25 protein-coding genes and 1 tRNA gene are annotated in these 23,327 nt (G+C 71.0%); 11 read left to right on the forward strand and 15 right to left on the reverse strand.

Annotation, left to right across the window (positions count from 1 at the left end):
• Nucleotides 1-79 precede the first annotated feature (79 nt).
• The 8 genes from ACLNGM_RS05010 to tsaD all read right to left on the reverse strand — a co-directional run bounded on the left by ACLNGM_RS05010 (nt 80) and on the right by tsaD (nt 6,090).
• Nucleotides 80-1,135 carry an ABC transporter ATP-binding protein gene (locus tag ACLNGM_RS05010; protein ID WP_416357452.1) on the reverse strand — a complete coding sequence of 352 codons (1,056 nt, stop codon included), beginning with the start codon at nt 1,133-1,135 and terminating at the stop codon, nt 80-82.
• Nucleotides 1,136-1,163: 28 nt separating this feature from the next.
• Nucleotides 1,164-1,991: a TIM barrel protein gene (locus ACLNGM_RS05015; protein WP_416357453.1), complete on the reverse strand. Its 828-nt coding sequence runs from the start codon at nt 1,989-1,991 to the stop codon at nt 1,164-1,166.
• Nucleotides 1,992-2,047: 56 nt separating this feature from the next.
• The gene (locus ACLNGM_RS05020) at nt 2,048-2,707 is read right to left on the reverse strand and encodes a class I SAM-dependent methyltransferase (protein ID WP_416358387.1); all 660 of its coding nucleotides are present in this window, start codon (nt 2,705-2,707) and stop codon (nt 2,048-2,050) included.
• Nucleotides 2,708-2,953: 246 nt separating this feature from the next.
• Entirely contained in the window at nt 2,954-3,178 is a 225-nt protein-coding gene (locus ACLNGM_RS05025; RefSeq protein WP_090963532.1) for a DUF3072 domain-containing protein, read from the reverse strand.
• 45 nt (nt 3,179-3,223) lie between these two features.
• On the reverse strand, nt 3,224-3,661 hold the full coding sequence (locus ACLNGM_RS05030; protein ID WP_416357454.1) for an EVE domain-containing protein: 438 nt from the start codon (nt 3,659-3,661) through the stop codon (nt 3,224-3,226).
• Nucleotides 3,661-3,951, reverse strand: a complete 291-nt coding sequence (locus ACLNGM_RS05035) for a YciI-like protein (RefSeq protein ID WP_416357455.1) — start codon at nt 3,949-3,951, stop codon at nt 3,661-3,663. Before ACLNGM_RS05035 ends, ACLNGM_RS05030 begins: the two co-directional genes overlap by 1 nt.
• A gap of 64 nt (nt 3,952-4,015) precedes the next feature.
• Nucleotides 4,016-4,984: an NAD(P)H-dependent glycerol-3-phosphate dehydrogenase gene (locus ACLNGM_RS05040; RefSeq protein ID WP_416357456.1), complete on the reverse strand. Its 969-nt coding sequence runs from the start codon at nt 4,982-4,984 to the stop codon at nt 4,016-4,018.
• Complete coding sequence (gene tsaD / locus ACLNGM_RS05045) at nt 4,981-6,090, reverse strand: tRNA (adenosine(37)-N6)-threonylcarbamoyltransferase complex transferase subunit TsaD (RefSeq protein ID WP_416357457.1); 1,110 nt, start codon at nt 6,088-6,090, stop codon at nt 4,981-4,983. The genes ACLNGM_RS05040 and tsaD overlap by 4 nt, the downstream gene beginning before the upstream one ends.
• Nucleotides 6,091-6,240: 150 nt before the next feature.
• Here tsaD and hemC point away from each other — a divergent pair, with 150 nt between their 5' ends.
• The 8 genes from hemC (at nt 6,241) to ACLNGM_RS05085 (ending at nt 14,511) form a co-directional block, all read left to right on the forward strand.
• A complete protein-coding gene (gene hemC / locus ACLNGM_RS05050; protein WP_416357458.1) occupies nt 6,241-7,173 on the forward strand; it encodes a hydroxymethylbilane synthase in 933 nt (310 codons plus the stop codon).
• A 6-nt stretch (nt 7,174-7,179) separates the two neighbouring features.
• Entirely contained in the window at nt 7,180-7,866 is a 687-nt protein-coding gene (locus tag ACLNGM_RS05055; RefSeq protein WP_416357459.1) for a uroporphyrinogen-III synthase, read from the forward strand.
• 196 nt (nt 7,867-8,062) lie between these two features.
• A complete protein-coding gene (locus ACLNGM_RS05060; protein WP_416357460.1) occupies nt 8,063-9,736 on the forward strand; it encodes a hypothetical protein in 1,674 nt (557 codons plus the stop codon).
• Between the two features lies 1 nt (nt 9,737).
• Nucleotides 9,738-11,153, forward strand: a complete 1,416-nt coding sequence (locus ACLNGM_RS05065; RefSeq protein WP_416357461.1) for a heme biosynthesis protein HemY — start codon at nt 9,738-9,740, stop codon at nt 11,151-11,153.
• 39 nt (nt 11,154-11,192) lie between these two features.
• Nucleotides 11,193-11,669, forward strand: a complete 477-nt coding sequence (locus ACLNGM_RS05070) for a TerB family tellurite resistance protein (RefSeq protein ID WP_416357462.1) — start codon at nt 11,193-11,195, stop codon at nt 11,667-11,669.
• Nucleotides 11,666-12,418 carry a glutamine amidotransferase gene (locus ACLNGM_RS05075; protein WP_416357463.1) on the forward strand — a complete coding sequence of 251 codons (753 nt, stop codon included), beginning with the start codon at nt 11,666-11,668 and terminating at the stop codon, nt 12,416-12,418. Before ACLNGM_RS05070 ends, ACLNGM_RS05075 begins: the two co-directional genes overlap by 4 nt.
• A 106-nt stretch (nt 12,419-12,524) precedes the next feature.
• Nucleotides 12,525-13,973, forward strand: coding sequence for a Si-specific NAD(P)(+) transhydrogenase (sthA, locus tag ACLNGM_RS05080; RefSeq protein ID WP_416357464.1), 1,449 nt, complete (start codon nt 12,525-12,527; stop codon nt 13,971-13,973).
• An 85-nt stretch (nt 13,974-14,058) separates the two neighbouring features.
• The gene (locus ACLNGM_RS05085; RefSeq protein ID WP_416357465.1) at nt 14,059-14,511 is read left to right on the forward strand and encodes a hypothetical protein; all 453 of its coding nucleotides are present in this window, start codon (nt 14,059-14,061) and stop codon (nt 14,509-14,511) included.
• 3 nt (nt 14,512-14,514) lie between these two features.
• Here the strand turns inward: ACLNGM_RS05085 and ACLNGM_RS05090 are convergent, their stop codons facing one another.
• Nucleotides 14,515-15,783 (reverse strand): MFS transporter, encoded by a 1,269-nt coding sequence (locus ACLNGM_RS05090; protein ID WP_416357466.1) that lies wholly within the window; start codon nt 15,781-15,783, stop codon nt 14,515-14,517.
• A 61-nt stretch (nt 15,784-15,844) separates the two neighbouring features.
• Nucleotides 15,845-15,920: transfer RNA gene (locus ACLNGM_RS05095), tRNA-Ala, on the reverse strand.
• 188 nt (nt 15,921-16,108) lie between these two features.
• Between ACLNGM_RS05095 and ACLNGM_RS05100 the strand changes: the two genes are divergently transcribed.
• Nucleotides 16,109-16,411 (forward strand): YggT family protein, encoded by a 303-nt coding sequence (locus tag ACLNGM_RS05100; protein WP_090963558.1) that lies wholly within the window; start codon nt 16,109-16,111, stop codon nt 16,409-16,411.
• Nucleotides 16,412-16,414: 3 nt separating this feature from the next.
• On the opposite strand, the gene ACLNGM_RS05105 is transcribed toward ACLNGM_RS05100, so the two are convergent.
• Nucleotides 16,415-17,194, reverse strand: a complete 780-nt coding sequence (locus ACLNGM_RS05105; RefSeq protein WP_416357467.1) for a DUF3108 domain-containing protein — start codon at nt 17,192-17,194, stop codon at nt 16,415-16,417.
• 223 nt (nt 17,195-17,417) lie between these two features.
• Here ACLNGM_RS05105 and rpmB point away from each other — a divergent pair, with 223 nt between their 5' ends.
• Both rpmB and ACLNGM_RS05115 read left to right on the forward strand, forming a co-directional pair.
• Complete coding sequence (rpmB, locus tag ACLNGM_RS05110) at nt 17,418-17,717, forward strand: 50S ribosomal protein L28 (protein ID WP_055892333.1); 300 nt, start codon at nt 17,418-17,420, stop codon at nt 17,715-17,717.
• Nucleotides 17,718-17,823: 106 nt separating this feature from the next.
• Nucleotides 17,824-18,525, forward strand: a complete 702-nt coding sequence (locus tag ACLNGM_RS05115) for a queuosine precursor transporter (RefSeq protein WP_416357468.1) — start codon at nt 17,824-17,826, stop codon at nt 18,523-18,525.
• A gap of 10 nt (nt 18,526-18,535) precedes the next feature.
• Here the strand turns inward: ACLNGM_RS05115 and ACLNGM_RS05120 are convergent, their stop codons facing one another.
• The 4 genes from ACLNGM_RS05120 to ACLNGM_RS05135 all read right to left on the reverse strand — a co-directional run bounded on the left by ACLNGM_RS05120 (nt 18,536) and on the right by ACLNGM_RS05135 (nt 23,194).
• Nucleotides 18,536-19,567 (reverse strand): esterase-like activity of phytase family protein, encoded by a 1,032-nt coding sequence (locus ACLNGM_RS05120; protein WP_416357469.1) that lies wholly within the window; start codon nt 19,565-19,567, stop codon nt 18,536-18,538.
• 2 nt (nt 19,568-19,569) lie between these two features.
• On the reverse strand, nt 19,570-21,486 hold the full coding sequence (gene cobT, locus ACLNGM_RS05125; RefSeq protein ID WP_416358388.1) for a cobaltochelatase subunit CobT: 1,917 nt from the start codon (nt 21,484-21,486) through the stop codon (nt 19,570-19,572).
• Nucleotides 21,483-22,469: a cobaltochelatase subunit CobS gene (gene cobS / locus ACLNGM_RS05130; protein WP_090963702.1), complete on the reverse strand. Its 987-nt coding sequence runs from the start codon at nt 22,467-22,469 to the stop codon at nt 21,483-21,485. The genes cobT and cobS overlap by 4 nt, the downstream gene beginning before the upstream one ends.
• Before the next feature lie 95 nt (nt 22,470-22,564).
• Nucleotides 22,565-23,194 (reverse strand): J domain-containing protein, encoded by a 630-nt coding sequence (locus ACLNGM_RS05135; protein ID WP_416357470.1) that lies wholly within the window; start codon nt 23,192-23,194, stop codon nt 22,565-22,567.
• Between the last annotated feature and the right edge of the window lie 133 nt (nt 23,195-23,327).

The raw sequence follows: 23,327 nt of genomic DNA on the forward strand, positions 1-23,327 counted from the left end.
TGGATCCTTCGAGAGATGGTCGGGAGATGGCCCCCGCTATCGCCCCAACATGACAGGGGCTTGAAACTTAGTGATCGGCTCAGGGCTGGCGCGGAATGACCCAGCCGTCGGTGACGTGCAGCCGGACCGATGCGCCGGGGGACAGTGAAATCGGCCCATGCACCTCGACCGGCGTGTCGTCCCCGACCGCGACGTCGTGAAGATAGGCGCCGCCCTCGAAGCGCGAAGCCCGTACCGTGCCCGCCAGCGCACCGTCCGGCGATCCGGCATCCGTCAGGGCGAGGCCCTGGCGGCGCACGCAGAGCCAGCCGGGGCCGGCGGGCGCTTCGCCGGGCACGAGGAGGCGCGCCGCACCGAGCGCCACCTTCAATCCCGCGCCGGACGAGCCGTGCACCTCCACGGGCAGGAGACGCCCGTCGCCGATGAAGCGGGCGACCGCGGGCGAGGCCGGCCGGCGCCACAGCTCCTCGGGCGCGGCGCATTGCTGAAGCCGGCCGGCTTCCAGCACCGCAATCGTCGTGGCGAGCGCCAGTGCTTCGGCCTGATCGTGGGTGACGAAGACGAAGGTGGTGCGCGTTTCCGCGTGCAGGCGACGGAACTCGGCGGCCAGCCCCGTGCGCAGCGCCGGGTCGAGATTGGCGAGCGGCTCGTCGAGGAGGAGGAGCTTGGGGCGCAGCGCGAGGCTGCGGGCAAGCGCGACGCGCTGCCTCTGGCCGCCGGAGAGTTGGTGCGGCCGCGCCGCCGCCCGGTCCTCGAGGCCGACCAGCGCCAGCGCCTCGCGCGTGCGCGCCTCGATCTCGGCCGCCGCGAGGCCCTTGCCGTGGAGCGCGAAGGAGACGTTGCCGGCGACGCTCATGTGCGGCCACAGCGCATAGGACTGGAACACCATGCCGAGGCCGCGATCCTCGGGTTCGACGAAGGTGCCGGGCCCGGCCACCACGCGATCGCCGATCGTGATCGTGCCGCCGTCGGGCCGCTCGAGGCCCGCCAGAAGCCGCAGCACCGTGGTCTTGCCGCAGCCGGACGGCCCGAGGAGCGCAAGAAACGCGCCGTCCGCGACCTCCAGCCGCAGGCCGTCCACCGCCCGCGCGCCGCCGAAGCTCTTGGTCAGCCCGTCCAGCCGAAATCCCACCATGCCGCGTTCCTCTCGAAAGCCCGGGGCTTTAGGCAGGCTCCATGACGGTGGGATGACGCGGCTCGAGGCTGAAGGCCGAGCGGAAGCGCTGGAGCGCCAGCTCGTCGTCGCCCTCCGGCCACGCCTCGAGGCCGATCACGCCGCGGTAGCCCATGGCATCGAGCGCGCGAGCGATCGCGGGATAGTTGATCTCGCCCGTGCCCGGCTCGTGCCGGCCGGGTACGTCGGCCACCTGAATCTCGCCGATCAGCGGCAGCGCCCGGCGGCAGAGCTCGATCAGGTTCCCCTCGCCGATCTGCGCATGATAGAGATCGAGATTGAGGCGAAGGCCCGGCCGGCTTACCGCCTCGACCAGCGCGATCGTGTCCGCGGCCTTGGCGAAGGGCACCTTCGGGTGGTCGACCGCCTCGTTGAGGTTTTCGAGGACGAAGGTGACACCCTCGCGCTCGCCGAGGTCGGCGATCCGGCGCAGCGTGTCGACGGCCTCGATCCACATCGGCCCGGTCACCGTCTCGGCCGGCAGGACGGCCTGTCCCTTCCCGTCGAGGCCGGTACCGTGAAGGTTAAGCCGCGGGCAGCCGATTTCCTTTGCGACCGGGATCGACTGCGCGGCGGTGCGCAGGAGTTCGTCGGCGCCCTCGCGGTCGGCGAGCCGGCCGGTGACATAGCCCGTCATCGACGAGAAGCGCGCGCCCGAGGCGGCGAGCGCCTTGATGTCGTGCCGGGTCCAGTCCCAGATCTCGACCAGGAAGCCGGCGGCGGAGAGGCGCGCGAGGCGTTCCGGCACCGGAAGCGCGGCAAAGACGGTCTCGGCGCAGACGGCCAGCTGAAACGGCGTGGTCGATGTCGAACTCATGGATCCTCCCCAGGAACGCATCGAGCTTTACGGGGGATGGGGCGCCGCGTCGAGCGTCAGGCGCCCGCCGTCCAGCGCCAGACCGTGGTGCGCTTGACCTCGGCATCCTCGAGCGCGCGCGTCACCGGCACCTCGTAGACGGCCAGCCGCTCGACGCGTGCCGCCGGCAGGTAGGCGCGGCCGGGATCGCCGACCAGAACCTCGACGCCCCCGGCCGCCAGCCCGTCGAACCAGGGCGCGAGGCGGGCGGCGAAGCCCTGGTCGTAGAAGACGTCGCCGGCAAGAAGCACGTCCGCCTCGACCGGCCGGCCGATCCGGTCCTCGCTGGCGATCGCGAGCGTGACGCCGTTCAGCGCCGCGTTGAGCTCGGCGGCTTCTCGCGCGAACGGGTCGATGTCGAGCGCCAGCACGTGGGCCGCGCCCGCCTGTGCCGCCGCGATCGCGACGAGGCCGGAGCCGGAGGCAAGATCCACGACGCGGCGACCGGCGACAGAGGCGGGATGGTCGAGCACGTAGCGCGCCAGCCCCTGTCCGCCCGCCCAGGCAAAGGCCCAGAACGGCGGCGGCAGGCCGATCGCCTCCAGTTCCTCTTCCGTCTTCAGCCAGAGCTCGTGCGCCTCGTCGGCGAGATGAAGCACGATCTCCGGCACATGGGGCGGCCGGAGCGGAACGGTGTTGGCGCGGATGAAGTCACGCCGGCGCGAACGATCGTCCATCACGCGACGGTACAATCGGTGGAACCGGATGGCATAACGGAGGGTTGCAATCGTGACAGCAGCACAGGAATACGCGTCATGCTCAAAGGCGGCCTTCTCTGGCTGATCGGCATTCCGATCCCGATCATCCTTATTCTCTGGTTCCTCGGCTTTCTCAGCTAAATCCTGGAGAGCCGGAACATCCAACGAAACGGCCGCGCCTTCCGACAAGGCGCGGCCGTTTCGCGAACTTGGCGACGGTCCGGATCAGGCGTCCTTCAGGCGCTTGCTCTTGGCCTGCAACTCGTCGATCAGCTTCGACGCGTCGCCCTTGGTCAGCGTGTCGTCGAACGGGTGGTCCGTCTCCTCGCATAAGGTCTTGAGATAGGACGCCTGCGCCCCCGTCATCGGCTCGTCGCCGGTGGTCCAGTCGTCCGGGTCCTTCACCGTGTTGGAATTGGCGGCGTCCGCCTTGGGATTGGCTTCGGTCATCAAACGCTCCGCGTGTCTGTTGTTCGCGAAACGTTCCGGCCCGCGTCAGGTTCCCGTCGCCGTCTTCCAGTCGAGCCCGCCCATCTCGCAGATCGTGCGGAATTCGTCCTCCGTCACCGGCTGCACCGACAGGCGCGAATTGGTGACGAGGACCATGTCCTTGAGGCGCGGCTCGGCCTTGGCGGCATCGAGCGTCACCGGGTTCGGCATGTCGGCGACGGCGCGGACGTCGACGCATTCCCAGCGCGGGTCGTCCGCGGTCGAGTCGGGATGGGCGAGGGCACAGACCTCGACCACGCCGACGACGGCCTTGCCCTCGTTGGAATGGTAGAAGAAGCCGCGCTCGCCGAGTTGCATGGTGCGCATGAAGTTGCGCGCCTGGTAGTTGCGAACGCCCGTCCACTCGGTGCCCGCCGCGCCGCAGTCCTTCTGCTGCTGGAAGGACCACTTGAACGGCTCGGACTTGAACAGCCAGAAGGCCATCAGGCGGTCTCGGGGTTGTTGACCGACCAGTTCCAGCGCCGCACCGTGACCGACGAGAAGAGGCCTGCCTTCGCGAAGGGGTCCTGTTCGCCGAGCGCCCGTGCGGCCTCTGCGCTGTCCGCCTCGACCACGATCAGGCTGCCGGTCGGCTTGCCGTCCTCATCGAGGAAGGGCCCGGCGAACTTCAGCGTCGGACCGAGCGACTTGAGGTGGGCGAGATGCTCCGGGCGGTTGTCCGCGCGCAGGGTTCCGGCATCCGCGCGGTCTTCGCAGAGAAGGGCATACAGCATCGTCAGTCCCCGATCGTTTGGCTGACCGCCCCGTAGCAAATCGGGCCGGGCGATCAAGCGGTTTTCAGAACTCGCGTTTGAGCGGGCGCGCCAGAAGCGCGGCGACGGCGTCGGCCACCGGCAGCGTCCCGTCGAGAATGCCGGCGACGGCCTGGATGATCGGCGCCTCGATGCCGCGTTCCGTGGCGAGCCGCGCCGCGACACCCGCCGAGAAGACACCCTCGGCAAGCTTCAGGGTTGAAAGGTCCTCGCCGCGACCCAGCGCCAGCCCGTAGGCGAAGTTGCGCGACTGCGTGCCCGAACAGGTGAGCACGAGGTCGCCGAGGCCCGACAGGCCGACCAGCGTGCGGGGATCGGCACCGAGCGCCTCCCCGAGCCGCGTCAGTTCCACGAAGCCGCGCGTGACGAGCGCGGCCTGCGCCGAGGCGCCAAGGCCGAGGCCCGCGCTGGCGCCCGCGGCGATGGCCAGGACGTTCTTCAGCGCCCCGCCCGCCTCGACGCCGAGGACGTCGGTGCCGGCATAAATGCGGAAGGCGGGCCCCGCGAGGCGTCGTGCGAGCACGTCGGCGAGCGCCGCGTCTCGGGCGGCGAGCGTCACCGCCGTCGGCAGGCCGGCGGCCACATCGCTCGCAAAGCTCGGGCCGGACAGGACCGCGACGAGATGGCCGGGCAGTTCGGCCTCGACCACGGCGGAGGCGAAGAGCCCCGTATCGCGCTCGATGCCCTTGGAGCAGAGGACGAGCGCGGCGCCGGCCGGCAGATGCGGCGCCAGCGTCCGGCACACGGCGCGCAGCGTCTGGGCGGGCGTCACCAGGAGGACAATCCCGGCGCCGCCGATCGCCGCCGGCTCCAGCACCGCCTCGATGCCGACGGGCAGCACGATGCCGGGGAGATAGGCCGGGTTCTCCCGCCGCCGGTTGATCGCGTCCGCGATCGCCGCGTCGCGCAGGAGAAGGCGCACCGGTTCCTCGCGTGCGGCGACCGTCGCGAGCGCCGTTCCCCAGGCGCCGCCGCCCACCACCGCGACGCTCATGCCTTGGCTCCGCGCTTGCCGAAGCCGATCAGCGGCGCGGCGGCCTCGTCGAGCGGCCAGCGCGGACGCACCGGGGCGCTCGAGGCATCGCGCTCGCCCGCCTCGAGACGCTCGAGCCCGGCATAGGCGATCATCGCCGCATTGTCGGTACACAGGGCATGGGGCGGCGAGACGAGTCGCACGCCGGTGCGCTCGGACAGCGCGGCGAGCGCCCGGCGGATCTCGCCGTTGGCCGCGACGCCCCCCGCCACCGCGAGCGCAGGGTCGGCGAGATCGGGGAACCGGTCGCGGAAGCGCGCCAGCGCCAGCGCCAGCCGGTCCGCGACGCTCTCGCTCGCCGCGCGCTGGAAGGCGGCGCAGAGGTCGGCGACGTCCTGGGGCTCCAGCGGCGCGTTGGCTTCGGCCGTCTGCCGCACGGCGGTCTTCAGGCCGGAGAACGAGAAATCGAGCCGCTTCTCGCCGCGCAGCGGGCGGGGCAGGGGAAAGCGGTGCGAGTCGCCGCCCTCCGCCATGCGCTCGACGCTCGGGCCGCCGGGATGGGGCAGTTCGAGGAGCTTGGCGGTCTTGTCGAAGGCCTCGCCCAGCGCGTCGTCGATCGTCGTGCCCCAGCGCTCATAGGCCCCGAGGCCCTCGACCAGCAGGATCTGCGTGTGGCCGCCCGAGACGAGAAGCAGGAGATAGGGGTAGGCGAGACCGTCGGTGAGGCGTGGCGTCAGCGCATGGCCTTCCAGGTGGTTGACCGCGATGAAGGGCAGGCCGAGCGGCCGCGCGATGGCCTTGGCCGCCGTCGCGCCGACGATCAGGCCGCCGACGAGGCCGGGCCCGACGGTGGCGGCCACCGCGCCGAGATCGCGGAGCCCGACGCCGGCCTCGTCGAGCGCCGCCCGGACGATCCCGCCGATCGCCTCGGCATGGGCGCGCGCGGCGATCTCGGGCACCACGCCCCCGAAGGCGGCGTGCTCGTCGATCTGGCTGAGAACGACGTTGGAGAGGATCTGCGCCCGGCCTTCGGCGTCGCGTCCGACCACGGCAGCCGCGGTCTCGTCGCAGCTCGTCTCGATGCCGAGGACGAGCGGGCCGGCGGGGGAGGGGACTGTTGGCGTCATGGAGGAGCACATAGCCGCGCGATCAGGTTTTCGCCACCGTCGGCGCGCGCCGGGGCTTATGTGTGGAACCTGCCCGCCGGCCTGTTGTAGGGAGGGGCCGCACGGGCGGCGCATCCCGCCGCCGGTGCCGCGATCGAAAGGCTGAGCCTCATGACCTCCCGACCCTTCCGCATCGGCACGCGCGGCAGCCGCCTCGCGCTCGCCCAGGCGCACGAGGTCCGCACCCGCCTGATGGCCGCGCACGGCCTGCCGGAGGCGGCGTTCGAGGTCATGGTGATCTCGACCGCCGGCGACCGGATCCAGGATCGCGCCCTGTCGGAGGTCGGCGGCAAGGGGCTTTTCACCAAGGAGATCGAGGAGGCGCTGCTTGGCAACCAGATCGACGTCGCCGTCCATTCTTCCAAGGACATGGCGACCGCGGTGCCGGGCGGCCTCAGCCTCTCCGCCTTCCTGCCGCGCGAGGACGTGCGCGACGTCTTCATCGGCCGCCGCGTCCGGGCGATCAATGAGCTTCCGCATGGCGCGCGCGTCGGCTCCGCCTCGCTGCGGCGGCAGGCCCTCCTGCGCCGGCTGCGCCCCGATCTCGACCTCGTGATCTTCCGCGGCAACGTCCAGACGCGCCTCCAGAAGCTGGAGCGCGGCGAGGTGGAGGGCACGCTTCTGGCGCTCGCCGGCCTCAACCGGCTGGACGCCGCCGAGGTGGCCGGCGAGATCCTCGACGTCGCGGCGTTTCCGCCGGCGCCGGGGCAGGGCGCGATCTGCGTCGAGCAGCGTGCGGCCGACGAGCGGACCGCCGAGATGGTGGCGCCGCTCGACCACCCGGAGACGCACCGCGCGCTTCTGGCCGAGCGTGCGTTCCTCGCCGTCCTCGACGGCTCCTGCCGCACGCCGATCGCCGCCTATGCCGAGCCGCGCGGCGACGCCTTCCGCTTCCACGGCATGATCCTCACGCCGGACGGCGCTCGCATGCACGAGACGGAGATCCACGTGCCCCAGACCGACGCGGTGGGCGCGGCGCGCGATGCGGCCCACGCGCTCGTCGCCGAGGCGGGGCCGGACTTCTTCGTCGGCTGGGCTGGCTGAGGCGCCGTGGCGCGGGTCCTCGTCCTGCGCGAGCCTGAAGACGGGGCGCGCACGGCCGCGATCCTGCGCGCGCGCGGCCACGAGCCTTTGATGCTGCCCCTCCAGGCGGTGTGCCCGCTCTGGCCGCCGCTCGGGCAAGAGCCCATCGGTGGGTTCGTCGCGACCAGCGCCCATGCCGCGCCCTGGCTCGCCCGCCATGCGACGGGCACGGGCGCGCCGGTGCTGGCGGTCGGGGCGCGGACCGCCGAGGCGCTACGCTCGAAAGGAGTTTCCGGGGTGATTGAGGGGCCCGGCCGGGCTGAGGACCTCGTGCCGCTGGCGGAGGCGCTGCGGGCGCAGGCCCCGCTCGTCTACGCTGCCGGGCGCACCCGACTGCCCGACCTCGAGGCCGGCCTGCGCGCGCGGGGCGTCGCGTTCCGCACGCTCGAGGTCTACGACATGGTGGACCGGCTGCCCGCCGACCCGGAGGTCGACCAAGCGCTCGCGGGCGGCGCGCCCGACGCCGTACTGATCCTGTCGCGGCGCCAAGCCGACCTCTTCGAAACGCTATCCTCGCGCCGGCCCGAACTGCGGGCCCCCGGTCCTCGCCCGCTCTGCCTCTCGGAGGCTGTCGCCGCGCGCCTCGATCCCTCGCGCCGCCCGGAATGGGGCGCACGCTCGACGCTCGAAGGCCTTCTCACGCGTCTGTCGTAAGCCGGCGGCGAGGCGCTTCTTCACCGTGCCGGTTCACGAACGCGGTTAGTGCCCACAAACTCCGTTGCAGCTTGGCGCGGACACGCTAAATCAGCAACGGCCTGTCCCGGCTCCACCGGGAGAGGCGGATCGGCCGTGCGCCGGAACCCAAAGGATGCGGCTTCGTTCGGAGCCGACGCGACTCGAGGAGACCCGGATGGCCAATCGCCCGCGCCGCCCCACGACCGGCGGCAGACCGGAAACCATCATCGACGGCAAGGCCGAGCGGATCGGGGCGACCGGCGGGCCGGAGGATCTGGCGCGTCCCGCCGACGCCGAACGATCCGCCGTGGAGCCAGGGTTTGCCACGGACACGGTCTCGGGCGGCGACGAGGCGGTGGTGAGCGGCGGCGCTGCGGCCGATCGCACCTCGACGCCGTCCGACGCGGTGGTCGAGACCGGCGATGCGGGCGAGGCGGCGCGCGTTCACGATGCGGTGGCAAACCCCGCGCCCGAAGGTGTCGACCGCGTCGAGCCGGCGACGGGTGCCGCCCTGCCGGCCGGCGACGACCGCCCTGCGGCGGTTGAGACGAGCGAATCGCCGGCGGTCGAGTTTGCGCGCGAGGAAGGCTTCGTGCCCGAGGATGCGGTGGCGGCCGAGCCCGCGCGCCGGCATCTCGGCGAGTTCGAGGATGACGAGACGGTGCATCCGCAGGCCGAGGCCGCGCGCACGCAGACCACGGTTCCCGACAACAGCCCCTATCTCGCCGGCCATTCCAGCGAGCCCCGCGGCGGGGCGGGCTTCGGCTCGCTCCTGGGCGCGGGCGCGCTCGGCGCCGTGATCGCGCTTCTTCTCGGCGGTACCGCGCTCTACGGTGGTCTCATCCCGCCGCCCGGCCAGCAGCAGCCGGTGCAGACCCAGCAGTTCGCCCAGGCCGGCGACGTCCAGCAGCTTCGCAGCGATCTCGACCAGGTGCGCGGCGTGGTCGAGCAGGTCCAGTCCGCGCAGGCCGCCGGCGGCGCGGGCTCGGGCACGGTGTCCACCGCCGAGTTCACGCAGCTGACCGACCGCGTGACCGCCAACGAGCGTGCCATCCAGAGCGGCGGCACCTCGACCGGTGATGCGGCCGCGGCGGCCGCCACCGCCAACGAGGCGGCGACCACGGCGCGCGACACCGCGGCGCGGGCCGAGACCGCCGCCAACGCGGCCCGCGACACCGCGAACGCCGCGCAGGGCGCCGCCGACGAAGCGCGCCAGGGTGTCTCCGCCGCGCAGCAGGCCGCCCAGAACGCCCAGAGCGCGGCCAACGAGGCGCGCTCGGCGATCGACGGTTTCGGCCAGCGCCTCGGCGCGATCGAGGAAGCCAACAAGCGCGCCGCCGTCGCCCTGTCGGCCGCCGGGCTGAAGTCGGCGATCGACCGCGGCACGCCCTTCATGTCGGAACTCGAGAGCTTCGCGACCGCCTCCGGCGACGCTGAGACCGTCGCGCCCTTGCGCGATTTCGCGGCCAAGGGCGTCCCCACCGCGTCGACGCTGAATGCCCGCTGGCAGGAGGCCGAATCGGCGATCCTCTCGGCCGTGCGCCCTGAAGTCTCCACCGAGGATGTCGGCACGCAGGTCCTCTCGGGTCTGCGATCGCTGGTTCAGGTCCGCCCGGCCGGCAGCAGCGTCGCGCCCGATGCGCCGGGGCCGCAGGCGGCCGTCGCGCGCATGGACGCGGCCGTCACCTCTGGCGACTACGCCACCTGGCTCGCCGAGTGGGACAAGCTGCCGGACGCGGCCAAGACCGCCTCCGAGAGCTTCGCCGCCGACGTTCGCGCGCGCGTCGAGGCCGACCGCCTCATCCAGGACACGATCAACCGCGCCGTCGGCGCCTCGTCGCAGGGCTGACATGCTGGCTATTCTCGCCTTCTTCCTCGTCGTCCTGGCCGCCGGTCTCGGCTTCGCCTGGCTCGCCGACCATCCCGGAACCGTGTCGCTGATCTGGCAGGGCCAAGAGGTCGGCACGAGCTTCACCGTCTTCGTGGTTCTGCAGATTGCGCTGGTCGTTGCGGCGGTGCTCCTGTTCTGGATCGTGCGCGGCTTCTTCAAGGCGCCCAACCGCGTGTCGCGCTTCTTCTCGACGCGCCGCCGCGACAAGGGCTACCGCGCGCTGTCGGCCGGCATCATCGCGGTCGGTGCGGGCGATGCCGTCACCGCGCGGCGCATGACCAAGCAGGCGGCCAAGCTCCTGCCGGGTCGGTCCGAGCCGATGCTGCGCTTCCTCGACGCGCAGACCGCGCTGATCGAGGGCGACAATGCCCGCGCCCGCGCGATCTTCGAGGAACTGGAAGCCCAGCCCGAGACCCGTCTCGTCGGCCTCAGGGGCCTCTATCTCGAGGCCGAGCGCCTCGGCGACCGTGGGGCGGCCCGCAACTACGCCGAGCGCGCGGTGCGCATCGCGCCCCATGTCGGCTGGGCCGGCGGCGCCGTGCTCGACCTCAAGGCCGCGCAGGGCGACTTCGACGGCGCGCTGGCGATCCTCGAGGCGCAGCGCGATTCCCGCCTCATCGACAAGGCGGAAAGCCGCCGTCTTCGCGCGGTCCTGCTCGCCGGCAAGGCGCAGACGCTGGCCGACGCCGACCCGAACGGCGCCCGTGCGCTCGCCCGCGAGGCGCAGAAGCTCGCGCCCGATCTGGTGCCGGCCGCCGCGATCGCCGGCCGCGCCGCGATCCGCCTCGGCGACGGACGCGCCGCCACCAAGGCGCTGGAAGCCTCGTGGAAGCACGAGCCGCATCCCGAGATCGCCGCCCTCTACATCCACGCGCGCTCCGGTGACGGCGTCGAGGAGCGGCTGCGCCGCGCCCGTGCACTGGCGGCGCTGCATCCCGGCCATGTCGAGTCGCGCCTCGCGGTGGCCCACGCCGCCCTCGACGCCCGCGATTTCGCGACCGCGCGCGCCGAGGCGACGGCGGCCGCGGACGCTGCGCCTCGCGAATCGACCTACCTGCTCCTGGCCGACATCGAGGATGCCGAGTCCGGCAACGAGGCTCTGGTGCGCCAGTGGATGGCGCGCGCTGTCCATGCGCCGAAGGATCCCGCCTGGACCGCGGATGGCTTGACGCGCCGCGAGTGGGCGCCGGTGTCGCCGGTGACCGGACGGCTCGACGCGTTCCGCTGGGTGTCGCCGCCGGCAACGCCGCAGGTCGCGACCCTGTCGGAGCCCGGCTCGATCCGTGCCATCGCCGACAGCTACCCCCGCAGCGCCGACCAGCCGCGCAGCCCGGACGCTGCGGCCGACACGCCGCACCCCGCCGAACACGCCTGACCCTCTCTCGCTTCCACCCCGCCCGGCCCGGACGATTCCATGCTTGAAGGATTGAAGGACTTTTTCGCCGCGCTGACCGGGGGCGGGGCCGGTCCGCACGACGCCGACGACCTGCGGGTCGCCGCCGCCGCGCTTCTCTTCCATGTCGCGGAGGCGGACGGCTCGGCCTCCGCGCTGGAGATCGAGACGCTGCGTGCGGTTCTGGCGGAGGAATACGGGCTCGATGGCGAGGCCGCGCGCCGCATCGAGGCGGCGGGCGAGGCTGCCGACGCGGAGGCTGTCGACCTCTATCGGTTCACCAGCGTCCTGATGCGCCATCTCGGCGAGGCCGAGCGGGTGCATTTCGTCGAGCTCCTGTGGCGCGTCGTCTTCGTCGACGGAGCGGTGCACGAGCTCGAGGACAATGTCGTCTGGCGGATCGCCGAGCTTCTGGGCGTTTCGACCCGCGATCGCATGCGCGGCAAGCACGACGCGATGCAGGGCGCCGCGGAGCGGACCGGGAGCGTCGAGGCTTGACGCCCGCAGCGCCGGGCGAGGCGCCCGCACGCTTTCGCCTCTCCGGCCGCGACGATCCGAGACCCGTCCTCGTCGTCCTCCACCAGGAGACGTCGACGCCGGGCCGCGTCGGACAGGTGCTGGAGGCGGCGGGCGTGCGCATCGACGTGCGCCGGCCGGTGCTCGGCGAACGCCTGCCCGCCACCCTCGACGAGCATCGCGGCGCGATCCTCTTCGGCGGGCCGCCGAGCGCCAACGATCCCGACCCGCACCTGCGCCACGAGATCGACTGGCTCGACGTGCCCTTGCGCGAGAACCGCCCGTTTCTCGGCATCTGCCTCGGCGCGCAGATGCTGTCGAAGCATCTCGGCGGGACGGTCGGACCGCATCCCGAGGGGCTCGTCGAGGTCGGCTACTATCCGCTCGAGGCGACGGCGGAGGGGCGCGCGCTTCTCGGCGACTGGCCGCCGATGGTTTACCAGTGGCACCGCGAAGGATTCACGCTGCCGTCCGGCGCGACGCTGCTGGCGACCGGCGAGCGCTTCCGCAATCAGGCGATGCGCTACGGCGACAACGCCTACGGCGTCCAGTTCCATGCCGAACTGACGCTCGCGATGATGCACCGCTGGACGACGCGAGGCCACGCCCGGCTTTCGCTGCCGGGCGCGCAGGCGCGGCGCGAGCACTTCACCGGCCGCGCCATCCACGATGCGCCGGTCAAGCGCTGGCTCGGTGATTTCCTGGCTTTCATCTTCGGCCGGCCCGCCTGAGGCTCGAGGCCCGCCTCGCATAAGCTCCTTTCGCTATGCAGCATCGGGCGGCCGTCTCCGTTGAAGCGGCCGCGCAGGATGCGAAACGGCGCGGACGGGGGCCTCGATGCAGCGCTACGACATGATCGTGATCGGCAGCGGGCCGTCGGGCCGGCGCGCCGCCATCCAGGCGGCCAAGCTCGGGCGGCAGGTGCTGGTCGTCGAATCGCAGGCCCGCGTCGGCGGCGTGTCGGTCCACACCGGCACGATTCCGTCGAAGACCATGCGCGAGACCGTGCTCAACCTGTCGGGCTGGCGCGAGCGCGGCTTCTACGGACGCGCCTACCGGGTCAAGCAGGACATCACCAGCGCCGACATCCAGGCGCGCATGGTCAAGACGCTGGAGCACGAGGTCGACGTCCTCGACCACCAGTTCGCGCGCAACGGCGTGAGGATCCTCCATGGACGCGCCGCCTTTCGCTCGAGCCACGAGGTCGACGTCGCGCTGCCGTCGGGCGAGGTGCGCACGCTCCACGGCGACACGATCCTGATCGCTGTCGGCACGCGGCCCTTCCGCCCCGACTACGTGCCCTTCAACGGCACCAACGTCTTCGATTCCGACGAGATCGTCGAGGTGCCGAAGCTGCCGCGCTCGCTGACCGTGATCGGCGCCGGCGTCATCGGCGTCGAGTACGCGACGATCTTCTCGGCACTCGAAGTGCAGGTGACGCTGATCGAGCCGCGCCCGACCTTCCTCGACTTCGTCGACAAGGAGCTGATGGAGGAGTTCGTCCACGATCTGCGGGACCGCAACGTCGCGCTGCGGCTGGGCGCCGAGGTCACGAAGATCGACTTCGACGGCGCCGGGCGCCCGGTCTGCAGCCTCGCCACCGGGCGCGACGTCGCGGGAGACGTGCTTCTCTTCGCGGCCGGCCGCATGGGCGCGACCGACGGGCTGAATCTCGCCGCCGCCGGCCTGTCGAGCGACCATCGCGGTCGCATCGCGGTGGACGGCAAGACGCTTCAGACCGCCGTGCCCCACATCTATGCTGCCGGCGACGTGATCGGCTTCCCGAGCCTTGCTTCCACCTCGATGGAGCAGGGCCGCATCGCCGCCTGCCATGCCTTCGGCGTCGCGACGCCCCCGGCGCCGGAGTTCTTTCCCTACGGCATCTACTCCGTGCCGGAGATCTCGACCGTCGGCATGAGCGAGGAGGAGGTGCGCAAGCGCGGCATCCCCTACGAATGCGGCATCGCGCGCTTCCGCGAGACATCGCGCGGCCACATCATGGGCCTCCAGAGCGGCATGATGAAGATGATCTTCTCCAAGAAGACCCGCCGCCTGCTTGGCGTCCACATCGTGGGCGAGGGGGCGACCGAACTGATCCACATCGGGCAGGCCGTGCTCAACCTGAAGGGCACGATCGACTATTTCATGGAGAACACGTTCAACTATCCGACGCTCGCCGAGGCCTACAAGATCGCCTCGCTCGACGCGTGGAACCGCGCCTTCGCGCCGCTGCCGGGCGCCGTGCCCGTGGCGCCGCCGGAAGGGGCGGGCGAGGCGCTGGCCTGACCGGCCGCAAGCCTCGGAAGCCGCGATGACGCGGCGTTAAGTCCGGAGGCCCTATGCTCCGCCCCGAATGATCGGGAGATCGGGCATGATCCGCGTCGCGGCCCTGTTGTGCATGTGTTCCGTGGTGCTGGCCGCCTGCTACGGCGGGGGATCGCGCGCGGCGATCGTTCGCTCGTCGATGCCCGTCGCGGTCTGCCTCGACGGGCGCGACGCCGACACGCCGTCGTGGCGTCGCATCTGCCCGGGGCCGACGGCCGCGCGGGCCGCGGTGTCGCATCGTGTCGGCGGAACGCGCCTTCGCCGCTCGGCGGAACTCGCCCCTTGGGATCTGCGTCGTCCGGACTCCAGCGGCGAGGCGGCACGGCAGGTCTATCTCAGGCGTTTCGTCCTGCGCCGCGCGTCGTCCGAGCCGCTGTCGCCGCAGGACGCGGCGGGCGCCATCGACGCCTCGCTTCTCATGGTCCCCGCCAGCGGCCCGGCTCCGCTCGCCCAGCCCTATCTGCAGCTCGGCCTCGCGCTGCGCGGCAGCCTCGACTGAGGCCTACTCGCGCGCGGCAAGGCTGCGCGCCCGGCGCAGCTGCGGGAAGGCGAAGGCCCAGATGCCGGCGATCGCAACCGTACAGGCGCCTCCGATCACGGTGGCGGGCACCGCGCCGACCACCGACGCCATGACCCCCGCGCGGAACTCGCCAAGCTCGTTCGATGCGCCGACGAAGATGCCGTTCACCGCATTGACGCGTCCGCGCACGTCGTCCGGCGTCCAGAGCTGGAGCAGGATCTCGCGGATATAGACCGAGATCATGTCGGCCGCGCCCATGAGCATCAGCGCCGCGATCGACAGCCAGGGCGAGGTCGACAGGCCGAACAGGACCGTGAAGGCGCCGAACAGCGCGACGAAGGCGAACATCACGAGGCCGGCATGGTCCTTCACCGGATGGGCGGCGAGCCAGATCGCCGTGAGGATCGCGCCGACGCCGGGCGCCGCGCGCAGGAGCCCCAGCCCGAACTCGTCGACCTGGAGGATGTCGCGCGCAAAGACCGGCATCAGCGCGACGGCGCCGCCGAGCAATACCGCGAAGAGGTCGAGCGACACCGCGCCGAGGACCACCTTCTCACGCCAGATGTAGCGAAAGCCGGCAAGGACGGTGGAGAGGTTCGCGGGCTCGCGGCTGGTGCGCTGGGCGGGGGCCGGTACCGAGAGGATGAGCGCACCGGCAACGACGAAGAGCGCGAGCGCGACCGTGTAGGACAGGTGCGAGGACAGGCCGTAGAGCAGACCGCCGGCCACCGGCCCGACGATCGAGGCGATCTGCCAGGACGACGAGTTCCACGCGATCGCGTTGGCGAGCTCGTCCTTGGAGACGAGGTTGACGACGAGCGAGGAGGCGGCCGGGCCGAAGAAGGCGCGCGCGATGCCGAAGAGGACGAGGACCGCGAAGACCGGCGCGGGCGTGACGAGGTCCCCGTAGGTCAGGGCGAGGAGGACGCCGGCGCCGAGCGCCTGCACGCCGATCGCCAGCGCCATGATGTGGCGGCGCGAATAGCGGTCGGCGACCGTGCCGGTGACGAAGACGAGGAGGAGGGCGGGCAGGAACTGCGACAGGCCGATGAGGCCGAGATCGAGGGGATCACGCGTCAGGTCGTAGATCTGCCAGCCGACGGAGACGGCGACGACCTGTACGGAGAAGGCGGCCATGAACCGGGCGAGCCAGTAGCGCAGGAAACGGGTGTTGCGGAAGGCGGCGAAGCGATCCTCGGCCGGCGCCTCGACGGGCGGCTCGGTGTCGGGGGTCCGCAGGTCGTCGGTCATGGCTGCGCCTCGCGGGGCCGGTCGGGCCCGCTTGTCTGCCATGGGTCGCAAGGGGAGGAAATGGTGGAGCTGAGCGGGATCGAACCGCTGACCTCGTCATTGCGAACGACGCGCTCTCCCAACTGAGCTACAGCCCCGTCCACCAGTGGGCGGCTTGTAGGATAGCGGCGCGGGGCCTGTCAAGCAGGATGTGCCCCCGCGTTCACGATCGCGCAAGCGGGCCCGTGGCGCTGGTATTCGTTAGGGAAATACCCATTTCGTCGTGCGAGCCTCGCGCTTTGAAACCGCTGGCCCGAGAGCCGCAACCGAAAGGCCGCCGCCCGACATGCTCGCCGTCATCCAAGTCGTCCTTCTGATCCTCAACATCCTGTGGTGGATCATCATCGCGTCGGCGATCCTGTCCTGGCTCTTCGCCTTCAACATCGTCAATCCGCGCAACCAGTTCGTCTCCACGATCGGCGACTTCCTGTATCGGATGACCGAACCGCTCTACCGCCCGATCCGCCGCGTCTTGCCGAACTTCGGCGGGCTCGACCTGTCGCCGCTGGTGGTGCTCCTGATCATCTTCTTCCTGCAGCAGATCATCTACATCTACGTGGTCCCGGCGGTGTATCGCGCCGGCATCTGAGCTTTAAGGCTTGGCGAAGGTCGAGGCGGTCAGCGACAGCGGGCCGACCTCGGTCGGAATGCGCACGCGCACCGGCGCATAGACGCCGGTGTCGCCGATCGGGGCGAACCACAGCCGGATCACCTTGCCGCGCAGGAACCGCAGCCCGTTCGACGAGGTGCGGTAGCCGCTGACCGGGCGGACCGTCGTGGTGCAGACCACGGCCTCGCCGTCGAACCCGTCGGTGCGCACCCGCTCCGTTCCGGCGGGGCTGAGGGGCAGGTCGATGCGGCTCCAGCCGTCATAGACGTTGAGCGTGCGCCGGCAGAGATCGGCCGGCTTTTCCGGCGCGATCATCAGGCCGCTCAAGGGATCGACGACGCTCGTCAGCTGCGCCCGGCGCACCGGCACGAAATCGGCAGGCGCCGGGTTGCGCGCCGGTGGCGCGACCTTCGACGACACGACGCTTCCCGAGCGCAACGACAGATCGCTCGACCAGGATTTGCCGTCGCTCGTGTAGGCGAGCGCGTAGCGGTCGGCCAGAAGCCGGCGCCCCGCGATTCGCCCCGACACCGAGCTCGTGCCGCGCGTCGAGGACACGAGCTCGGCAAGGCCCGCCGAGGACAGGGTCCCCACCACCTTGAAGCGCCGCGCGTCGATCGTGGTGCGGAACTCGGCGCGCCCGACCGGTAGCCCGATCAGTGAAATCGTGTAGACCGTGCGCAGCGGCGCGGCCTCGGCGCCCGCCGGCGCGGCGAGGGCGAGCAGCGCCGATGCGAGAAGGCCGGTCGCGGCGCGAAGCATGTGCGGTTCTCCGGCTGGGCTCGAGATCCCTTCTTTGTGGGCGCGTGTGCGGGCCGGATCAAGCCCCGCGCTGGCCCCGATGCTGCGGCGGCTTGACGGGGCGCGCATACGCCACTATAGGCACAGTCGATTTTCCGATCATGCCATGGGGTCGATGATCGCGCTGCCGTTCCGGCGGCGGCGCGCCCCGGAAGGCCGTATCGAACGTTTGAAAGGTGATCCCATGTCACGCGCTTGCGAACTGACCGGCAAGGCCGTCCAGACCGGCAACAACGTCAGCCACGCCAACAACAAGACCCGTCGTCGCTTCCTGCCTAACCTGTGCCAGGTGACGCTGATCTCCGACGCCCTCGGCCAGCGCTTCCGCCTGCGCGTTTCGGCTCATGCGCTGCGCTCGGTCGAGCACCGCGGCGGCCTCGACGCGTTCCTCGCCAAGGCCGCCGAGCACGACCTGTCGCAGAAGGCCCGTCTCCTGAAGCGCCAGATCGCCAAGAAGACCGCGACGACGGCCGAAGCCGCCTGAGCCGCTTCGACACCTGACGATTTTTAGAAGGCGCCGCCCCCTCGGGCGGCGTTTTCGCGTTCGATCCACCCCGACGCTGGTGCCATACCCCAGCCTAAAAAAATGGATGTCCGCCGTGACCCTGTCCCGCCGCACTGTGCTGCCGGTGATCGCCATGACGATCATCGTCCTCGCCTCCAACATCGCCGTCCAGTTTCCCGTCCAGGGAACCCTCGGCCCCCTGTCGCTGGCCGACCTCCTGACCTGGGGCGCCTTCGTCTATCCCTTCGCCTTCATCGTCACCGACGTGAACAATCGGCTGTTCGGGCCGGCGGTGGCGCGGCGCGTCGTGTATCTCGGCTTTGCGGCGGCCGTTGCGAGCTCGATCGTGTTCCCGCCGATCCTCCATCGCCTCGGCCTGACGCCCTTCGAGACGGAAGCCGGTCGCCTGCTGCGCATCGCGCTCGCCAGCGGCTTCGCATTCCTGTTCGCACAACTTCTCGACATCCTCGTCTTCAACCGGCTGCGCCGCCTGTCCTGGTGGAAGGCGCCGCTCGCGAGCGGCATTCTCGGCACGATCCTCGACACGCTCGTGTTCTTCTCGCTCGCCTTCGCGCCGGCCTTTCTCATCCTCGGGCCGAACGAGCCCTTCGCACTGGAATCGGCCCCGCTCTTCGGGCTGCTCGCCGTCGAGGCGCCGCGCTGGGTCTCGTGGGCGCTCGGCGATTTCGGCGTGAAGCTGATCATCGCGGTGTTCGGCCTCGTGCCCTACCGCGTCGCGGTCAACGCCTTCCTGCCCTATCGCGACGCGCGGGTGGCGGTGGCCTGAGAGGCGCCGATCACCGGCCGGGAGCCGCCTCGCGGTCGTCCACGAGGCGGAACTCCAGATAGAGGTTGCGCTGGAAGAAGGAGCCGTTGTCGTCGGAGACGAGCGACAGGTGGGTGCGGCCGTCCGCGCCCCGCCAGGCGTCCAGCCCCTCCATGTTGTCGATCTCCTCGCCGAGATCGGCCTCCATCAATACCGGGCCATCGACTAGGGCGCCCGGACGGATCGTGGCGCCGTCGATCCGGCGGATGCGCATGCCGACGCGCCCCAGCCCCTCGTAGCGCCGCTCGAGAAGCAGGAGGTCCCCGTCCGGCAGGAAGGTGCCGTCGGTCACCGCCCAGGGCAACTCGCGCTTCACCTTGAAGACGCCGCGCCCCATCAGGGCGGCAAAAAGGTTGCCGGCATCGTCGACCGAGGTTTCCGCGACCACCACGACGGCGCCCTTGAGGGGCGAGTCCTCGGGCGAGGCGGCGATCGTCTCCAGCCCGCCGTTGCCGCGAAGCTCGCCGCGCGGGATCGGAAGGGGAAGGCGCCGGCCCTTCGCCTCGAAGGGGTCGGCTGCGGGGCGGAACGCCTCGATCCGATGGTCGCGCTCGAAGCTGACCAGTGCCTCGCCGCCTGCGATCGCGAGCCCTTCGGCGTCGGCCTGCCCCTTGTTCGGCATGGCGCGTCCGGCCGGGTTGAGGATCGGCGCGATGCGGGCGTCCGCGATGCCGACGGGACGCCCTTCGGCGTCGCGGCGGATCGCGCCGGAAAACCAGAAGCCGGTGTCGGTGACGGCAAGAAAGCCCGCGCCGCGCGGGCGCATGCGGATCGAGGACACGCCCGACAGCCGCCCGTCGGACGACGAATAGGCGAAGCCGCCGACATATTCGAGCGCCCCGAAGCGCACCGCGTCGCGCCCGATGCCGAACCGCGCGATCGGCTGCGCGCGGACCTCGGTCTCGGCCGATAGCGCGCGCGGGGCGGGGCTCAGCGTCGCGCCGGCGAGAAGGAGGGCGGCCAGGAGCGCGAGACGCCCCGTCCGCTTCAGGCGCGGCGGCACCGTCAGCGGCGGCCGGCCGAGCGCCGGCGGCGGGCCGGCATCTCGCCCTCGTCCTCGAACAGGGCGGCCAGCTGCTCGGTCATCGCGCCCGCCAGTTCCTCGGCGTCGGAGATCGTGACGGCGCGGCGATAGTAGCGCGTCACGTCGTGGCCGATGCCGATGGCGAGAAGCTCGACCGGGGAGCGCGTCTCGATCTCCTCGATCACGGCGCGCAGGTGCCGCTCGAGATAGTTACCGGGGTTCACCGAAAGGGTCGAATCGTCGACCGGTGCGCCGTCCGAGATCATCATCAGGATGCGGCGCTGCTCGGGCCGGCCGAGCAGGCGGTTGTGCGCCCAGATCAGCGCCTCGCCGTCGATATTCTCCTTGAGGAGCCCCTCGCGCATCATCAGGCCGAGATTGCGCCGGGCGCGGCGCCACGGCGCGTCGGCGCCCTTGTAGATGATGTGCCGGATGTCGTTGAGGCGGCCCGGCCGCTGCGGCTTGCCGGCCTTCAGCCACGCCTCGCGCGACTGGCCGCCCTTCCAGGCGCGGGTGGTGAAGCCGAGCACCTCGACCTTGACGCCGCAGCGCTCCAGCGTGCGGGCGAGGATGTCGGCGCAGGTCGCCGCCACCGTGATCGGCCGGCCGCGCATCGAGCCGGAATTGTCGATCAGGAGCGTGACGATCGTGTCGCGGAACTGGGTGTCGCGCTCCATCTTGAAGGAGAGCGGCTGCATCGGGTCGGTGACGAGGCGCGTGAGGCGCGCCGTGTCGAGGTAGCCTTCCTCGAGGTCGAAGTCCCAGGCGCGGTTCTGCTGCGCCATCAGGCGGCGCTGCAGGCGGTTGGCGAGCCGCCCGACGGCGCCCTGCAGCGACACGAGCTGCTTGTCGAGAAAGGCGCGCAGGCGGTCGAGCTCGGCCTCGTCGCAAAGCTCCTCGGCGCCCACCGTCTCGTCGAACGCTTCGGAAAAGACGCGGTAGTCGGTGTCGCCGAGATCGCGCGGCATCGCCTGGTTGGGGCGGCGCGAATCGCCGGGCGTCTCCGAGTCGGGCTCCTCATCGTCGGAAGGCTCCTCGGCCGTGACCTCGGAGGTCTCGGCCTCGGACGTGTCCTCCGATTCGGCTTCGCCTTCCGATTCCTCCGGCTCCGCCTCGTCTTGGCCGGCTTCCTTCTCGGCGCCGGACTCCTCGTTGTCGCGGCTCTGGTTGTCGCCGGCCTCCTCGGGCGATTCCTCGTCCTCGGACTGCTGGTCGTCGGCGAGCTCCTCGGCCATCTCCATGGAGACGAGCATGTCGCGGATCGCGCGCGCGAAGAGGCGCTGGTCCTCGACGGTCTCGCCGAGACGCTCGAACTTCTGGCCGGCCTTGTCCTCGATCCAGTCGCGCCAGACCTCGACCACGGCCTGCCCGCTCGGCGGCACGGGGCGGCCGGTGAGCTTCTCGCGCACCATCAGCGCCAGCGCGTCTTCCAGCGGCGCCTCCGCCCGGTCGGTCACCTCCGAGAGGTTGGAGCGGTGGTACTTGTCCTCCAGCATCGCGGCGAGGTTGTCGGCGACGCCCGGCATGGCGTTGGCGCCGATCGCCTCGCAGCGCGCCTGCTCCAGCGCGTCGAAGACGGCGCGCGCGCCGCGCCCGTCCGGCGAGAGCGTCGCATGGACGCGTGCGTCGTGGCGCGCCTTGCGCAGCGCCATGGCGTCCGACAGGCCGCGCACCACCGACACGTCGTTCTCGGCCGCGCGCTTGGGCAGTTCCGGCAGGCGGGCGCGGTTGCCCGTCAGGCCCGGCCGCTCGTTGCCGTAGGTGATCTCGAGCTCCGCGTCCCCGGCGATAGCGCGCATGCAGCCGGCCACCGCGCGCCGGAACGGCTCGCGGTCGGGCGCCTTGCTGCGCGGGGCCTTGGTCGAGTTGTCGCCGATGCGCGATGCCATGGAGATCAGTCGAGGACGAGGTTCGACGCCGCCTCCGGCAGGTCCTCGCCGAAGGCGCGCTGGTAGAACTCGGCGACCAGCGGGCGCTCGAGGTCGTCGCACTTGTTGAGGAAGGTCAGGCGGAAGGCGAAGCCGATGTCGCCGAAGATCTCGGCGTTCTCGGCCCAGGTGATCACCGTGCGCGGGCTCATCACGGTCGATAGGTCGCCATTGACGAAGGCTGAGCGGGTGAGGTCGGCGACGCGCACCATCTTGGAGACCTGCGCGCGCCCTTCCTTGGTCTGGAAGTGCTTGGCTTTCGCCTGGACGATGCCGACCTCGTTGTCGTGGGGCAGGTAGTTCAGCGTCGTGACGATCGACCAGCGGTCCATCTGCGCCTGGTTGATCTGCTGCGTGCCGTGGTAGAGGCCCGTCGTGTCGCCGAGACCCACAGTGTTGGCGGTGGCGAAGAGGCGGAAGGCCGGGTGCGGGCGGATGACGCGCGCCTGGTCGAGGAGCGTCAGGCGGCCCGAGGATTCGAGGACGCGCTGGATCACGAACATCACGTCCGGCCGGCCCGCGTCGTACTCGTCGAAGACCAGCGCCACGTTGTTCTGGTAGGCCCAGGGCAGGACGCCGTCGCGGAACTCGGTGACCTGCATGCCCTCGCGCACGGTGATCGCGTCCTTGCCGACGAGATCGATACGGCTGACGTGGCTGTCGAGGTTGATGCGCACACAGGGCCAGTTGAGCCGCGCGGCGACCTGCTCGATATGGGTCGACTTGCCGGTGCCGTGGTAGCCCGACACCATGACGCGGCGGTTCTTGGCAAAGCCGGCGAGGATCGCCAGCGTCGTCTGCCGGTCGAACAGGTAGTCCGGATCGATCTCGGGAACGTGCGGGTCGGCCTTCGAGAAGGCCGGGACCTTCAGGTCGCTGTCGAAACCGAAGGTTTCGCGGACGGAGACCATGGCGTCGGGCAGGTTCGCCACTTCCAGTTCCGCTGCACTCATCATACCTCCAGGGGCGCTGCCGCCGTTCGGCAGGCCTTACATCTCGCGGGTCGCCTCGTGCGGCCGCGCGTCTCGAACAGGGCTGGAATCAGGGATTAACAGAAGCCCGACGCCTTCAAAAGCTTGTAGGCCTGGATGACCTCGCGAAGACGGTCCTCCGAGCCGCGGTCGCCGCCATTGGCGTCCGGGTGGTACTGCTTGACGAGCGCCTTGTACTGCACGCGGATCGCCTCGCCGCCGGCGCTCTCGGGCAGGCCGAGCGTCGTCAGCGCCTTGACCTCGAGGGTGCGCGCCTTGCGGCGCGGCGCGGCCACCGTGGCCTCGCCCTCGCCGAAGAGATTGAAGCTGTCGCGCGGGCGCCCGCCGTTGAAGCGGCGCGGGCGCCCGCTCGGCTTCGTCGAGGGCGTCGGCGAGACCTTCGCCCCGCCCGAATTGTTGGAGCCCATCGTCCAGGTCGGGCGATGGCCGGTGAGCGAGTCCTTCAGGTACTTCTGGATGTCGTCGTCGCCGAGCCCGGAGAAGTAGTTGTAGGACTTGTTGTACTGGCGCACGTGGTCGACGCAGAAATGGAGGTACTGGCCCTCGTGGTCGCGCCCACGCGGCGCCTTGTGGGAGCCCGGCTCCTCGCAGCCCTCCCACATGCAGACGGGCGCACGTTCGGGTTCGGGCCCGGACCGGGCCGGGCGGACCCGGATCTTGTCGAAGTATTTGGAGTCGAGCTTCATCAGACCGCGATTATGGGGACCTGCCCCTGTGCGAACAAGAATTGACAGAACGGAAAACCCGCCCAAAACGGAAAGCCGGCGACGCACCCGCGATGTGGCGGGGCAAAGGCGATCACAGACGGACGGGGCGACA

The sequence above is a fragment of the Aureimonas phyllosphaerae genome (assembly GCF_047943035.1).
Classification (GTDB): Bacteria; Pseudomonadota; Alphaproteobacteria; order Rhizobiales; family Rhizobiaceae; genus Aureimonas; species Aureimonas phyllosphaerae.

Coding starts and splice junctions, on each gene's coding strand:
- ACLNGM_RS05010 (WP_416357452.1), bottom strand. CDS start 1,135: ATGGTGGGATTTCGGCTGGACGGGCTGACCAAGAGCTTCGGCGGCGCG.
- ACLNGM_RS05015 (WP_416357453.1), bottom strand. CDS start 1,991: ATGAGTTCGACATCGACCACGCCGTTTCAGCTGGCCGTCTGCGCCGAG.
- ACLNGM_RS05020 (WP_416358387.1), bottom strand. CDS start 2,707: ATGGACGATCGTTCGCGCCGGCGTGACTTCATCCGCGCCAACACCGTT.
- ACLNGM_RS05025 (WP_090963532.1), bottom strand. CDS start 3,178: ATGACCGAAGCCAATCCCAAGGCGGACGCCGCCAATTCCAACACGGTG.
- ACLNGM_RS05030 (WP_416357454.1), bottom strand. CDS start 3,661: ATGGCCTTCTGGCTGTTCAAGTCCGAGCCGTTCAAGTGGTCCTTCCAG.
- ACLNGM_RS05035 (WP_416357455.1), bottom strand. CDS start 3,951: ATGCTGTATGCCCTTCTCTGCGAAGACCGCGCGGATGCCGGAACCCTG.
- ACLNGM_RS05040 (WP_416357456.1), bottom strand. CDS start 4,984: ATGAGCGTCGCGGTGGTGGGCGGCGGCGCCTGGGGAACGGCGCTCGCG.
- tsaD (WP_416357457.1), bottom strand. CDS start 6,090: ATGACGCCAACAGTCCCCTCCCCCGCCGGCCCGCTCGTCCTCGGCATC.
- hemC (WP_416357458.1), top strand. CDS start 6,241: ATGACCTCCCGACCCTTCCGCATCGGCACGCGCGGCAGCCGCCTCGCG.
- ACLNGM_RS05060 (WP_416357460.1), top strand. CDS start 8,063: ATGGCCAATCGCCCGCGCCGCCCCACGACCGGCGGCAGACCGGAAACC.
- ACLNGM_RS05065 (WP_416357461.1), top strand. CDS start 9,738: ATGCTGGCTATTCTCGCCTTCTTCCTCGTCGTCCTGGCCGCCGGTCTC.
- ACLNGM_RS05070 (WP_416357462.1), top strand. CDS start 11,193: ATGCTTGAAGGATTGAAGGACTTTTTCGCCGCGCTGACCGGGGGCGGG.
- sthA (WP_416357464.1), top strand. CDS start 12,525: ATGCAGCGCTACGACATGATCGTGATCGGCAGCGGGCCGTCGGGCCGG.
- ACLNGM_RS05085 (WP_416357465.1), top strand. CDS start 14,059: ATGATCCGCGTCGCGGCCCTGTTGTGCATGTGTTCCGTGGTGCTGGCC.
- ACLNGM_RS05090 (WP_416357466.1), bottom strand. CDS start 15,783: ATGACCGACGACCTGCGGACCCCCGACACCGAGCCGCCCGTCGAGGCG.
- ACLNGM_RS05100 (WP_090963558.1), top strand. CDS start 16,109: ATGCTCGCCGTCATCCAAGTCGTCCTTCTGATCCTCAACATCCTGTGG.
- ACLNGM_RS05105 (WP_416357467.1), bottom strand. CDS start 17,194: ATGCTTCGCGCCGCGACCGGCCTTCTCGCATCGGCGCTGCTCGCCCTC.
- rpmB (WP_055892333.1), top strand. CDS start 17,418: ATGTCACGCGCTTGCGAACTGACCGGCAAGGCCGTCCAGACCGGCAAC.
- ACLNGM_RS05115 (WP_416357468.1), top strand. CDS start 17,824: ATGTCCGCCGTGACCCTGTCCCGCCGCACTGTGCTGCCGGTGATCGCC.
- cobS (WP_090963702.1), bottom strand. CDS start 22,469: ATGAGTGCAGCGGAACTGGAAGTGGCGAACCTGCCCGACGCCATGGTC.
- ACLNGM_RS05135 (WP_416357470.1), bottom strand. CDS start 23,194: ATGAAGCTCGACTCCAAATACTTCGACAAGATCCGGGTCCGCCCGGCC.